At 32.2% G+C, this 12,384-nt stretch carries 13 protein-coding genes; 10 read left to right on the top strand and 3 right to left on the bottom strand.

What is annotated here, in order from left to right; translation table 11 throughout:
• Window positions 1-97: 97 nt before the first annotated feature.
• On the bottom strand, window positions 98-1,324 hold the full coding sequence (locus AC2TDS_RS07110; RefSeq protein ID WP_484738406.1) for an alpha/beta hydrolase: 1,227 nt from the start codon (window positions 1,322-1,324) through the stop codon (window positions 98-100).
• Window positions 1,325-1,414: 90 nt separating this feature from the next.
• On the opposite strand from AC2TDS_RS07110, the gene AC2TDS_RS07105 reads away from it, so the two are divergent.
• From AC2TDS_RS07105 to AC2TDS_RS07095, 3 genes are all read left to right on the top strand, one after another.
• Entirely contained in the window at window positions 1,415-2,254 is an 840-nt protein-coding gene (locus AC2TDS_RS07105; RefSeq protein WP_484738405.1) for a 1,4-dihydroxy-2-naphthoyl-CoA synthase, read from the top strand.
• A gap of 76 nt (window positions 2,255-2,330) precedes the next feature.
• Window positions 2,331-2,939 carry a fumarylacetoacetate hydrolase family protein gene (locus AC2TDS_RS07100; RefSeq protein WP_484738404.1) on the top strand — a complete coding sequence of 203 codons (609 nt, stop codon included), beginning with the start codon at window positions 2,331-2,333 and terminating at the stop codon, window positions 2,937-2,939.
• Between the two features lie 18 nt (window positions 2,940-2,957).
• On the top strand, window positions 2,958-3,302 hold the full coding sequence (locus AC2TDS_RS07095; protein ID WP_484738403.1) for a hypothetical protein: 345 nt from the start codon (window positions 2,958-2,960) through the stop codon (window positions 3,300-3,302).
• 141 nt (window positions 3,303-3,443) lie between these two features.
• On the opposite strand, the gene AC2TDS_RS07090 is transcribed toward AC2TDS_RS07095, so the two are convergent.
• Window positions 3,444-3,869: an SDR family NAD(P)-dependent oxidoreductase gene (locus tag AC2TDS_RS07090; RefSeq protein WP_484738926.1), complete on the bottom strand. Its 426-nt coding sequence runs from the start codon at window positions 3,867-3,869 to the stop codon at window positions 3,444-3,446.
• Between the two features lie 452 nt (window positions 3,870-4,321).
• Here AC2TDS_RS07090 and AC2TDS_RS07085 point away from each other — a divergent pair, with 452 nt between their 5' ends.
• The 6 genes from AC2TDS_RS07085 (at window position 4,322) to AC2TDS_RS07060 (ending at window position 9,169) form a co-directional block, all read left to right on the top strand.
• Window positions 4,322-5,569 carry a competence/damage-inducible protein A gene (locus tag AC2TDS_RS07085; RefSeq protein ID WP_484738402.1) on the top strand — a complete coding sequence of 416 codons (1,248 nt, stop codon included), beginning with the start codon at window positions 4,322-4,324 and terminating at the stop codon, window positions 5,567-5,569.
• Window positions 5,570-5,651: 82 nt separating this feature from the next.
• Entirely contained in the window at window positions 5,652-5,891 is a 240-nt protein-coding gene (rpmB, locus tag AC2TDS_RS07080) for a 50S ribosomal protein L28 (protein ID WP_105004371.1), read from the top strand.
• A gap of 27 nt (window positions 5,892-5,918) precedes the next feature.
• Window positions 5,919-6,101, top strand: coding sequence for a 50S ribosomal protein L33 (rpmG, locus tag AC2TDS_RS07075; RefSeq protein WP_484738401.1), 183 nt, complete (start codon window positions 5,919-5,921; stop codon window positions 6,099-6,101).
• Window positions 6,102-6,128: 27 nt separating this feature from the next.
• Window positions 6,129-6,281, top strand: a complete 153-nt coding sequence (locus AC2TDS_RS07070) for a DUF4295 domain-containing protein (protein ID WP_093868831.1) — start codon at window positions 6,129-6,131, stop codon at window positions 6,279-6,281.
• A gap of 407 nt (window positions 6,282-6,688) precedes the next feature.
• Window positions 6,689-7,642 carry a signal recognition particle-docking protein FtsY gene (gene ftsY / locus AC2TDS_RS07065; protein ID WP_484738400.1) on the top strand — a complete coding sequence of 318 codons (954 nt, stop codon included), beginning with the start codon at window positions 6,689-6,691 and terminating at the stop codon, window positions 7,640-7,642.
• 45 nt (window positions 7,643-7,687) lie between these two features.
• Window positions 7,688-9,169, top strand: coding sequence for a DUF6770 family protein (locus tag AC2TDS_RS07060; RefSeq protein WP_484738399.1), 1,482 nt, complete (start codon window positions 7,688-7,690; stop codon window positions 9,167-9,169).
• A gap of 39 nt (window positions 9,170-9,208) precedes the next feature.
• Here the strand turns inward: AC2TDS_RS07060 and AC2TDS_RS07055 are convergent, their stop codons facing one another.
• Window positions 9,209-10,516, bottom strand: coding sequence for a M48 family metalloprotease (locus tag AC2TDS_RS07055; protein WP_484738398.1), 1,308 nt, complete (start codon window positions 10,514-10,516; stop codon window positions 9,209-9,211).
• A gap of 172 nt (window positions 10,517-10,688) precedes the next feature.
• Between AC2TDS_RS07055 and AC2TDS_RS07050 the strand changes: the two genes are divergently transcribed.
• On the top strand, window positions 10,689-12,344 hold the full coding sequence (locus AC2TDS_RS07050; protein ID WP_484738397.1) for an amidase family protein: 1,656 nt from the start codon (window positions 10,689-10,691) through the stop codon (window positions 12,342-12,344).
• Window positions 12,345-12,384 lie beyond the last annotated feature (40 nt).

Genomic DNA, 12,384 nt, shown 5'->3' with positions numbered 1-12,384 from the left:
TTGTTAGTTGTGAGTCTTGGTTCTTCTAATAACAGAAAACCTCTTGGTTAATTCAAGAGGTTTTTTGTTAATATTGGTAACGTAATTATTTTTAGTTCTAATCATTATCTTCTTCTTCTTCTTCTTCTTCAATTGGATTCCCTTCCTCTAGTTTTTGTTTCTCTAATAAATCATTAACACGCTTTATGTTTTCATAAAAATCATTTGCAAAAGGATCAGAAGGATTCATTTTTCCGTATGCTGCTTTATAGTAAAAATCTGCTTTTTCATAATCTTTACCCAATTCATAGTATTTACCAATGTAATAATCACCTAAGTGCATGTCAGGGTATTTTATGCTAACAAAATCACCTAATACTCTTAAATAATCTCCGTCTTGCTTATCGATGACAATACCTTCAATAGCATAAATATCTTCTAGGCGTACGTTTAAATTTGTTCCATATAGGTATTGAATGTCTAAGTATTTTTTCTCTAGGTATTTAATGGCTTCTAGAGGCTCTAAATCTTTAACGTTTTTTTCAAAGTCACTTTTCGAAATTTTAGCATATAAAGAAAATATCTCAGAGAAAGCTCTAGGGATAGTTTCACTAATAGTCGACAAAAAGCTAGGAGAATTTGCGAATTGATCAAATGTTACATGTAAGTTTTTATTGTCAAAAGAGGATAAAAAAGTACCGATTTCACTAAATCGGCCGAAAAGCTCCTGCGATGTTTGGTTTTTAGAATTACTAGCAAAAAAGAAATAAGTATTGTCTATAGTTTCGAGCCTTTTAAGAGTATATGATTTGATCATCTCAAAAGAAAACCTTGCAAAATCAGGAGTTGCACAAATATAAGCATTAAAAACAGGCTCAGGTTCTTTTAAAAAATGTGTAAGAAAATTAGCAGCTTTACCCTCTCCTGTGATTGTCATAAAAGGAGAAGTTTTAAAATTAGCTTCTAAAAAAGGAATGAGTTCGTGTTTTATAAAATTATAAAAATGAAGAGCATTGTTAGTAAGTACATTTGTTGTTGGAACGATAGAAATATCTTTGGTATAGGTTGTATTCATATCAATACCAACAACTATCTGTCTAGGCGCTTTATCAACATTGGCAAAAAGTTTTGCATTTCCAACATATAGGTCAAATAAATATTGATCACCTAAGACAATTGCTACTGGATAGTTAGCGGTTAAATCTTTTTTGTAATTTTTGGGAAGGTAAATTTTAATATTTCGTTTTCTTTTTAATTCTTTTGAATCAATTGATTTTGTAATCACTTGCTGAGAAAAAGAGGAAATAGATATACAAAAAACAAGCAAAAAAGATAGGTGTTTCATGGGAGATCAGTTTAATAAGATTCAAATATAAAAAAGAAAATAAAGTTATTATGCTATTTTTGTATCATATAACGATAATAGTTAAGAATTATGATAGAACCTCAGTGGAAAACTGTAAAAGAGTATGAAGATATTACTTATAAGAAATCTAATGGTGTTGCGAGAATAGCATTTAATAGACCAAATGTTAGAAATGCTTTTAGACCAAAAACAACAAGTGAATTGTTAGATGCTTTTAAAGATGCGCATGAAGATACTTCTATTGGTGTTGTATTGCTTTCAGGTGAAGGTCCTTCTACAAAGGATGGTGTTTGGAGTTTTTGTTCTGGCGGTGATCAAAAAGCTAGAGGAAATCAAGGCTATGTTGGAGAAGATGGGTACCATAGGCTAAATATATTAGAGGTTCAACGCTTAATTCGTTTTATGCCAAAGGCTGTTATTTGTGTGGTGCCGGGTTGGGCAGTTGGAGGAGGGCATAGTTTGCATGTAGTTTGCGACTTGACCTTAGCAAGTAAAGAACATGCCATTTTTAAACAAACAGATGCGGATGTAACCTCATTTGATGCAGGATACGGATCTGCCTATTTGGCAAAAATGGTAGGACAAAAGAAAGCCAGAGAAATATTCTTTTTAGGTAGAAATTATTCAGCGCAGGAGGCTTATGAAATGGGAATGGTAAATGCGGTAATTCCACATGAAGAGCTAGAGTCTACCGCCTATGAATGGGCACAGGAAATCATGGAAAAATCGCCTACATCGATTAAAATGTTAAAGTTCGCAATGAACTTAACTGATGATGGAATGGTAGGTCAACAGGTGTTTGCAGGTGAAGTAACTCGTTTAGCATACATGACCGATGAAGCTAAAGAAGGACGGGATGCGTTCTTAGAAAAACGCTCGCCTAACTTTGAGAAAAAATGGATTCCATAATCGAGATAAATGAACACATAAGAATTACGAATTGTTTAATTCGTAATTCTTTAATAGTTATAATATACTGCATAGAATGAAAATAATTTGCATTGGGCGCAACTACGCTAAGCATATAGAAGAATTAGCAAATGAAAAACCGGAGAATCCCGTGGTTTTCTTAAAGCCAGATTCTGCTATTTTACCTAAAAAAATGCCTTTTTTTATTCCTCCGTTTTCGAATGATATTCATTATGAAGTAGAGGTTTTGGTCAAGATTAATAAGGTGGGGAAATATATTTCACCAAAGTTTGCACATAAATATTATGATACTATTGGTTTAGGTATTGATATGACAGCTAGAGATGTGCAAGCGAAATGTAAAGAGAAAGGATTGCCGTGGGAAAAGGCCAAAGCGTTTGACGGTAGTGCTGTTGTCGGTGAATTCTATCCAAAAGAAAATTTTGATATAAATAACCTAGCTTTTCAGTTAAAAAAGAATGAGACTATTGTTCAAGATGGAAACACACAATCAATGCTTTGGAAAGTAGATGAGCTAATAAGCTATGTATCAAAATATTTTACGCTTAAAAAAGGAGATATTATATTTACAGGAACCCCGGCTGGAGTTGGAAAAGTAGAAGAGAATGATGTGTTAACGGGAATACTAGCTGGAAGAGAAGCATTTCACGTAAAAATAAAATAAGAATTAAATAAAAGAGTTATGATTGGAATTTTAGGGCTAGTACTGCTATACACCATAGGCAAAAAGTTTTATGAACTAGCAGATGAATACGAAAAGAGTAAATGGGGGTTTGCAATTTTGGGAGTGGTTGCATATTATGCAGGAACGATGATTTTTGGGTTGTTACTTGGTATTATTTTAGCAATTCTTGAATCAGACTGGGTCGAAGAAACTAATAATGCCGTATTAGGTTTGATTGTATTGCCTTTTGGTATTTTAAGTTGTTATGGATTGTATTATTACCTAGAAAAATATTGGAAAGAAAAAAAACCAAGCACTACCAGTATGATTGATCAAATCGGCAGTGGCTCTGATCAAAATTAAACCATTGTATGGCGTCAGCAATTCCTTTTTCAATAGGGGGTTGTTTTAGTTCTCAAAAAGCCAGTGACCTTTATGTTTTTTGAAGAAGAATACTTGTTATGTTGTTGGTTAATATATCTTTGGAGCTAGAGGTTAAAATTATCAGGATCTCTCAATTTCTTTTTTTATTGCATTGCTTAATAGTTTTATTTTGGTACTTAAAGGAAGTAGTCTTAAAATGATTACACTTAATTTATTGAGCTTTCTTGGAATTACTGTTTTTTTACTCTGTAGCATTTTTTCAATGCTCTGAAAGGCTATTTCATCCAAGCTGACTACACCTGATCTAACAAAAGAGCTCTGTTTTTTAAGTCTAGTAGTAACATCATTGTTTGTTTTCATGGGGTCAGGATACACCGCCGTAACAGAAATATTTGTGCTTTTTAATTCTTCTCTTAAACCTTTGGAAAAATGATCAATAAATTTTTTAGATGGGGGATAGACTGTTTTAAAACCTATGGGGCAGAAAGCAGCCATGCTTGATATGTTTAAAATGTAACTAAGATTATTTTTGGCTAAATTCGGGATTAGAAATTAAAGTAGTTGATGTGATGTTTAGCAGAATGATATTCTCGATATACTGTAAGGAAGCCCCCATTATTTTTTTGAGCCTCCACAGCCTGAATTATTAACTAAAATGGATGTTGTATGTTGATTAGCCCAGCTACAAAGATTTATGATATTGGTTCTTGAAGTTAAATCTGTTTTGAAAAACTGTACAATAATATCGAATTCTCTTTCTAGCTCTTTAGAAATCAAAGGCAAGTTTTCATAGGGTAATGAAACTAGCAGTAAATTATATTCTCTACTAGCTAATTCTTTGGCTAGGTATAATCCTTAGCCTTGATTGGCTCCAGTTATCAGAGCAAAGTTCTTTTTCATAAGTTTTTTTAAATAAAGACCAAAAAGTATTGGTAATGTGACATTTTATGTCAGAAATATTAATTATATATTTGTTAAAAATAAATTTAAAAAATTTTTTGAACGCAGAAATAATTACCATTGGAGATGAAATACTCATCGGACAAATAGTAGATACTAATTCTCAATGGATTGGTCAAGAGTTAAACAAAATAGGAGTATCTGTTTATCAAATATCTTCCATTCAAGATGAAAAAGAACATATCTTAAAGGCATTAAAGGAAGCTGAAAGTAGGGTGGATATCGTCATTATCACGGGAGGTTTAGGGCCAACTAAAGATGATATTACTAAAACAACAATAGCTACATATTTTAATGATGGAGAAATTGTTGAATACCCAGAGGTTATTGAAAATATAAAATACTTGTTTGAAAAGGTAAAGCACCCTTTTAATGAAGCGCAAAAATACCAAGCACAGCTTCCATCGAAGGCAACTTTGTTAATGAATCGGTTTGGAACTGCGCCCGGAATGTGGTTTTACGAAAATAATACCGTCTTTGTATCTTTGCCAGGAGTGCCTTATGAAATGAAGGGATTGATAACCTATGAAGTACTGCCGAAACTCCAGCAAAAGTTTAAATTACCCTTTATTATTCATAAAACTATTATGACCTATGGCACTGGTGAAAGTGTCATTGCTGAAAGGATTGTAGATTGGGAAGAAAGCTTGCCATCATGCATAAAATTGGCATACCTACCATCTTTTGGAAGAGTGCGCTTGAGGTTATCAGCTAAAGGAAGCGATAAGTTTTTTTTAGAAGAAAAAATGAAAGAAAAAACGCTAGAGTTAAGTGAATTAATACCAGATATTATTGTAGGGATTGAAGATGGAAATTCTATTGAAAAAAGAATAGGAGTGATGCTAAAAGAGAGAGGTGAGACACTCTGTACAGCGGAAAGTATAACAGGTGGGAAAATAGCCTCTACCATTGTATCGATACCTGGGTCATCGGCATATTATATGGGAAGTTTTATTACCTATACAATTCGTTCAAAAGAAGAGTTGTTAGGTGTGTCAAGTGAAACAATTGAAAACTATTCAGTAGTAAGTGAGCAAGTAGCGAAACAAATGGCTCTTGGAGCTAAAAACAAATTAAACACAGATTATGCTATTGCGGTAACTGGAAATGCAGGTCCAACCACCGATAATAACGATAAAAGTGTAGGTATTGTGTATATTGCGATTGCCTCAAAAGATGAAGTTGAGGTTCAAGAGTTTAATTTTGGGCAACCGAGGGAGAAGGTAATAAATAGAACGGTAACAAAGGCTTTAGAGCTATTACAGAAAAAGATTCTAAAAAATTAATACCGAATATTTTGTTTAATTCTTTTTAAAGTTCGTATATTTGCACCTCGTTTAGAAATAACACTATAAAACTGTCAAGAAGATGTCTAGAGTTTGTGAATTAACAGGAAAAAAAGCGATGGTTGGTAACAATGTATCACACGCTTTGAACAGAACTAAAAGAAAGTTTAACGCTAATTTAATGACTAAGCGTTTTTATATTCCAGAAGAAGATAAATGGATAACGTTAAAAGTATCTGCTTCTGCATTAAAAAATATTAATAAAAAAGGAATCTCTGCTGTCATTAAAGAAGCTAGAGAAAAAGGTTTCTTAACTAAATAATTCCTTACTAGATAAAAATTTAGAGAGATGGCAAAAAAAGGGAACAGAGTTCAAGTGATTTTAGAATGTACCGAGCATAAAGCTTCTGGTCAAGCAGGAACGTCACGTTACATTACAACCAAGAATAAGAAGAACACTCCAGATAGAATGGAATTAAAGAAATTTAATCCAATCTTAAAGAAAATGACAGTTCATAAAGAAATTAAATAATAAGCTACGGCGTAAATTTTATATAAAATGGCAAAGAAATCAGTAGCAACGTTACAAACAGGTTCAAAAAGATTAACAAAAGCTATCAAAATGGTGAAATCTCCAAAAACAGGAGCTTATACATTTGTTGAAGCTATTATGGATCCAACACAAGTAAACGATTTTATAGCAAAAAAGTAATTCTTGTAAACAGTTTAGATAAAAGCTACTTTCAATATTTGGGAGTAGCTTTTTTTATGTAGTAAAAAATTGTACTTTTAGACATTGCATTCCCCTTGGTAAGATCCTTTAAACTGAATTATGCATTGGGATATCAAAATGATACTATTTTAACGTGGTACTTTCTGCTAGTATTGTTATGGTATAAGGCTTGAAATAGTAATGAGGTAAGTGATTGTTTTTTAGGAGTTTTATAGGGTGTAGTAGTTTTCTAATATATAATATGGGTTTACTATTTCACCTAATTGAAAAGAGTTTTATAAAATACTATCCACCTAGTGAAAAGTCGTCGTAAAAGAATGACAATTTGACCATAAACAGAATTTGGTATAGTTTTTAACCTATTTAAGAAATTATTAAATTTGCCCATGAGTTTTTTTAAAAAGATCTTCTCCAAAGAGAAAAAAGAAACATTAGATAAAGGATTAGAAAAAACGAAATCAAGCTTTTTTACGAAGTTATCGAAAGTCGTTGCTGGAAAAGCAACAGTTGATGCGGATGTCTTAGATAATTTAGAAGAAGTTTTGGTCTCTTCTGATGTAGGTGTCGATACCACTTTAAAAATTATTGAAAGAATAGAAGAGCGCGTAGCTCGGGATAAATATTTAGGTACTGATGAATTAAATCAGATTTTAAGGGAAGAGATTGCTGCATTACTCTCAGAAACGAACACTGGTGATGAAACAGACTTTAATATACCTACTGATAGCAAACCATATGTTTTGATGGTTGTTGGAGTTAATGGAGTAGGAAAAACAACTACCATTGGTAAGTTAGCTTCTCAGTTTAAAAAGAAAGGATTGAAAGTGGTTCTAGGGGCAGCAGATACCTTTAGAGCTGCAGCAATTGATCAATTACAAGTTTGGGCAGATAGAACAGGAGTGCCAATTGTTCGACAGGAAATGGGCTCTGATCCTGCTTCTGTTGCTTATGATACATTAAAATCAGGACTTAATCAAAATGCAGATGTTATAATTATTGATACGGCAGGACGTTTACATAACAAGGTAAACTTAATGAATGAGCTTACCAAAATAAAAAGAGTTATGCAAAAGGTAGTTTCTGATGCACCTCACGATGTATTGTTGGTGCTAGATGGTTCTACCGGACAAAACGCATTTGAACAAGCGAAACAATTTACTAAAGCAACGGAGGTGACTTCGTTAGCGGTTACAAAACTTGATGGAACTGCCAAAGGAGGCGTGGTAATTGGTATTTCAGACCAATTTCAAATACCCGTGAAATATATTGGAGTAGGAGAAGGCATTGATGATTTACAGGTATTTAATAAATTTGAATTTATAGATAGCTTTTTCAAATAAGAGGATCTGTAAAAGGAAGTATATAAGAGCTGAAAAATTAAATCTATGAAAAAGAAGTTATTGGTATTGCTATTATTTACTGGTTGGGCTCTTAACGCTCAAATTGCTAATATATCTGAAATGGCCGCAGGTAAATTGGAAATGTTTGTTCCAATTTTAGAGCCAAATGAAGATGTATATGGTTATTTTGCTATCTACCAATTAGAAAGAGTTAGTAAAACTGAAGACAGGTTTGAATATGTTTTTTTTGATAAAAACTTAAATAAAGTTGCAAATGGTGAATATACAGAGATCAATTATAAGAAATATGATAAGAGGTTTTATTCACCCGAAAAAGTAGGGGATAAACTTATCTTGAGTAGACTGCATTACCGATATAATTACCCTAGTCTAATTTTCGTTACAAATCGTATTTTGGATTTAAAAACAAATGAAATTTCTGATTCATTTTATTTTCAAAGAGATCATTTTGTAGACGGAAGCAGATCCATAAAAAAAATAAATAAAGAGATAAGAAAGTTGAAAACTTTTGAGTATCCCCTTACGTTTAAGGAAGGTTTTTTTATGGTGGAGAAATTCAAGAATGGTAGACAAGCACCTAAAAAAGTGAAAAGCCTAAAAGCTTTTGACTTGTCAAAAAAACCGAAATGGGAATATGTGTATAATCCTAATTCCGAACGCATAAATTACGATATCGTTGAAATGAATAAAGACTATATCGTGTTGTCTACAGTACACCGTTATATGAATTCGAAAACATTTCATTTCATTAACCCAAGTACAGGGGAGTTGTTTTTTACGTATGAACTGGAAAACAAAAAGTCGGAATACAGCCATCAATTTAGTATTGAAACTCATAAAAATGAAGTGGTTATTGTTGGTAAATTTAGCCCTTATGATTCGTATTATGGTTATAGTTCTGAAGATGCCAGAGGTATATACCGTATTGTTTTAGATAAAAACGGCAATGAGCGTTCAAAAAAATATTTAAAATGGACTGAACTTCCAGCTGATATTATTAAACTAAGTAAGAAGGGTAAAATGGAAGATGGGTTTAAATTATATGCACGACGTTTTTTTGTTTTTGAAGATGGGTCGATCTCCGTTTTAACTGAAAAATATAAAGACAGTCAATATTTCGTTTTATTTAGTACAGCTCCGAAATCAACAGATTTTATTCTTCTTAATTTTGATAAAAACTTCGACTTAGTTGATACGAAAACCATTAAAAAGGATAAGACTAAATGGGGTAGCTCAGATTATTTGTACTCTCAGAAGATAAAAAATGGAAAAGGAACGGTGTTCTTTTATAGAGATTATAAAAAAGAAAAAGATTCTAAAGAAAAAAATTGGGTTTTAGGTATTGTTAGTATTGTAGAAGGTAACATAAAACATGAGGAGATACCTATGTCATCTGAAGAACATTTTATTTATCCATATATAGCAAAAGAAGGATATATCTTGTTAAGAGAATATAACAAAGATGATGACTATGACCAAATTAGGTTGGAAAGGCTAAATTTTTAAATAGATAGGATATGGGAAATGTTTTATCAAGAAACTCCTTTATTTTACACTATAATGTTCAGAAATCAGACGCATATCTTCTAAATTTAAATTCCATAGAAAACTAAGAAACTGTTGATAGCTATCATCTTGCTCTTTGGGAGCTAAGCGGTCTACATATCTGTTAAATCTATATTTTTTTTTGGCATTAGATAATGCTAAAAAATTTTTACCTAACCATTGTTTGTAGTATTTGTTATCGGGTTCTTTAACCAATTTGTATAGGCATAAATACGTACTAACTCCGTATTTTTCTAGATAATGAAGGTTAGCGACATCCTCTTGTAGAGCGATATTTTGAAGCCTTATAAATTGTTTACTAGCTCTCTGAGATTTACCGATACTTAACTCAGGGTACGCGTTTTTGAGTTTTAAAATTCTATCTACAATTTCAGGATGTGATTTTACTGAGTCATTATTTATTTTATTTTTATAATGGTTATAATTATAAGATGAAAAATCTTCAATATCAAGCCATGCTTCTTTAAAAGAAAGGGTAGGTAAATTGAAAAAGTTTTTATAAACCTCTTTTTTTAACTGAATAGTAGAAAGGGAGTCTAGCTCGGCTAGTTTTTCTAATGCTTTAATAAAATCTATTTTTGGATTCGTAGTATTTTTGAAATAAAGATAGCCAAGAGAATCTGCCTCTAATTCATGTTTTTTATGTCTTTTACTATTGGTGTAAATAAGCTCCTTCATAACCCTAAAGGCCTTGTCATATTGATTGTACTTCTGCTTTTTAATTTTTTTAGCCTGTCGTCTTCGGTTTTTTGAAGTGTTTAATTTTGCAGTATAGATGATATTTTCTTCAACATGATTTAAAGTCTGATGTGCTAATTCATGTGTTATTACCGATACTAACTGGGCATCATTATCTAAGAATTTAAAAAGACCGATGTTTAAAATAATGATATTATTACCCATATTTAAGGCATTCGGAGAATTGTGTTTCGATAAATAAATTTTAAAGTTTTGATTCTGTACTTCACTATTATTAGTGATAATGCTTTTTTTTATGGAATCTAAGTAGTTCGTGAAAATTGGGTCAAAAATGAGTTTCTTTTTTTTTATGTTTTTCACAAAATTTTTGTGGATTTTTTCATAAGAGATGTAAACGTCTTTTCTCAGTGCTTTTTTTATCCTTTTTTTTAGGGATGATTTCACCCCTTTAAAAGAGTTTTTATGATCTTTTATTAAAGAAACACGTTGTTCATAATCACTTGTATCTACAGTATGGAAATTTTGAGAAAAGGTGTTCAGCGTGAAGAGAAAGCATGTTAGACTTATCAATAGTACTTCTTTTTTCATAGGATAAAAACAGGTTGTATGTCTTTCAAATAAATTTTACGTAAAACTATGAAAGTTTTTGAATAAAATTGATGTTCCTTTAAATTATTATAAGAATATGATGGTATGGTAGATTTCGTTCGTTTATTCTTTTGTTAGAATCACTTATCTTTGATAATCAAATACATAATAAATGAAACAACTTTGTATACTATTAATAGTTGCTTTAGTTTTTGTTACCTGTAAAAGGGATTTACCGAATTTATCATTTAATAAATATGATGAATCTATTGAAATTACGGAGCAACAAAAACATCAGATTCCAAGAATGAAGTTTAAGCTCATCCAATCGAAATATCTCGATTTGAACAAAGTGTTTACACCGTTTCTAAAAGAGTTGGGGAATTTTTCAGAAGAAGAATATAATAGTTTAAAGCCATTGATCTTAGAACAAAGTATTCCTGCAATCCAACAAAATATTACGGAAAAGAAGCTTACCTACGAGAAATTAACCTTGTTTTACCTGTATCGAATACGGAAGTTTGAGAGTGATAGTACAAAATCATTAAACGCAATAATTTCTTTGAATCCGAATGTACTCCAAGAAGCAAGAGAAAGGGATCAAAACAGTACCACGCCTTCGAATCTGTTTTCGTTATATGGAATCCCTATTTTGTTAAAAGATAATATCAATACAAAAGAGATACCTACTACTGCAGGTGCTGTTGCTTTGGAAAGAAACCGTACAAAAAGTGATGCTTTTATTGTTGAAAGACTGAAAGCAAATGGCGCTATAATTTTAGGAAAGACAAATTTAAGTGAATGGGCGTATTTTTTCTGTAATGGTTGCCCTTTAGGATATAGTGCCATTGGAGGTCAAACTTTAAACCCCTATGGTAGAAAGGTTTTTGAAACAGGAGGTTCTAGTTCAGGAAGTGGTGTATCTGTTGCGGTAAACTATGCGGCGGCGGCTATAGGCACAGAAACGTCTGGGTCTATTACTTCTCCATCGAGTCAAAATTCAGTGGTCGGTTTAAAACCAACCATTGGCTTACTGAGTAGATCTGGAATTGTACCCATTTCTACTACACTTGATACACCCGGCCCTATGACTAAAAATGTCATTGATACTGCCTTGTTATTTCAAGCAATGTTTGGCTATGACCCGCTTGATGAAGCTACAGTTTTAGCGAAAACGAGCAATATTGATTTTAGCACCTTTGATAAGGGTGAAAATTTGTTGAGAAATAAGAAGATAGGAGTGATAACTGACTTGTATTCAGATTCCATCTATAAAGAAACAATATCGAAATTAGAGCTGTCTGGAGCTGAAATAGTAAGGTTAAGCCCTGCAGAAATGAACTATGATGGTTTTTTGAATCTTTTGACCACAGAGATGAAACACGACCTTCCTGAGTATTTGAAATCGTATACGACCCATTCGATGCAGTTGTCAGGTATTGAACAGATAGTTAGTTTTAATAGGAAGGACACTATAAATAGAGCGCCTTATGGTCAAGAGCTCTTTGAAGGAATAGTACAAGATACTACCTCAGAAAAAAGACTATTGGAAATTAAAAATCAATTAAAAATGGCTGGTGAAACATATTTATTAGCTCTAAAAAACGATGAAGTGTCCGTAATTTTATCCATCAACAATTACCATTCAGGAATTGCTGCAGTGGCTAAATACCCAACCTTAACGGTGCCCATGGGCTTTAAACCCTCTGGAGAACCTGTTAGTTTAACTTTTATTGGGAAACCTGAATCAGAACACGAATTGTTAGCGTTAGGCTTTGCTTTTGAACAATTGACAAAAGTAAGGAAGCTACCAGAAAACTATCAATAAAGACCATAGATAGAAGTCGTTAAAAAACCATACTTTTGCA

The organism is Tenacibaculum profundicola, assembly GCF_057220795.1.
Note: the sequence above shows the minus strand (reverse complement) of the source record. Positions and strands in the feature narration are given on the sequence as shown.

Coding starts and splice junctions, on each gene's coding strand:
- AC2TDS_RS07110 (WP_484738406.1), bottom strand. CDS start 1,324: ATGAAACACCTATCTTTTTTGCTTGTTTTTTGTATATCTATTTCCTCT.
- AC2TDS_RS07105 (WP_484738405.1), top strand. CDS start 1,415: ATGATAGAACCTCAGTGGAAAACTGTAAAAGAGTATGAAGATATTACT.
- AC2TDS_RS07100 (WP_484738404.1), top strand. CDS start 2,331: ATGAAAATAATTTGCATTGGGCGCAACTACGCTAAGCATATAGAAGAA.
- AC2TDS_RS07095 (WP_484738403.1), top strand. CDS start 2,958: ATGATTGGAATTTTAGGGCTAGTACTGCTATACACCATAGGCAAAAAG.
- rpmB (WP_105004371.1), top strand. CDS start 5,652: ATGTCTAGAGTTTGTGAATTAACAGGAAAAAAAGCGATGGTTGGTAAC.
- rpmG (WP_484738401.1), top strand. CDS start 5,919: ATGGCAAAAAAAGGGAACAGAGTTCAAGTGATTTTAGAATGTACCGAG.
- AC2TDS_RS07070 (WP_093868831.1), top strand. CDS start 6,129: ATGGCAAAGAAATCAGTAGCAACGTTACAAACAGGTTCAAAAAGATTA.
- ftsY (WP_484738400.1), top strand. CDS start 6,689: ATGAGTTTTTTTAAAAAGATCTTCTCCAAAGAGAAAAAAGAAACATTA.
- AC2TDS_RS07060 (WP_484738399.1), top strand. CDS start 7,688: ATGAAAAAGAAGTTATTGGTATTGCTATTATTTACTGGTTGGGCTCTT.
- AC2TDS_RS07055 (WP_484738398.1), bottom strand. CDS start 10,516: ATGAAAAAAGAAGTACTATTGATAAGTCTAACATGCTTTCTCTTCACG.
- AC2TDS_RS07050 (WP_484738397.1), top strand. CDS start 10,689: ATGAAACAACTTTGTATACTATTAATAGTTGCTTTAGTTTTTGTTACC.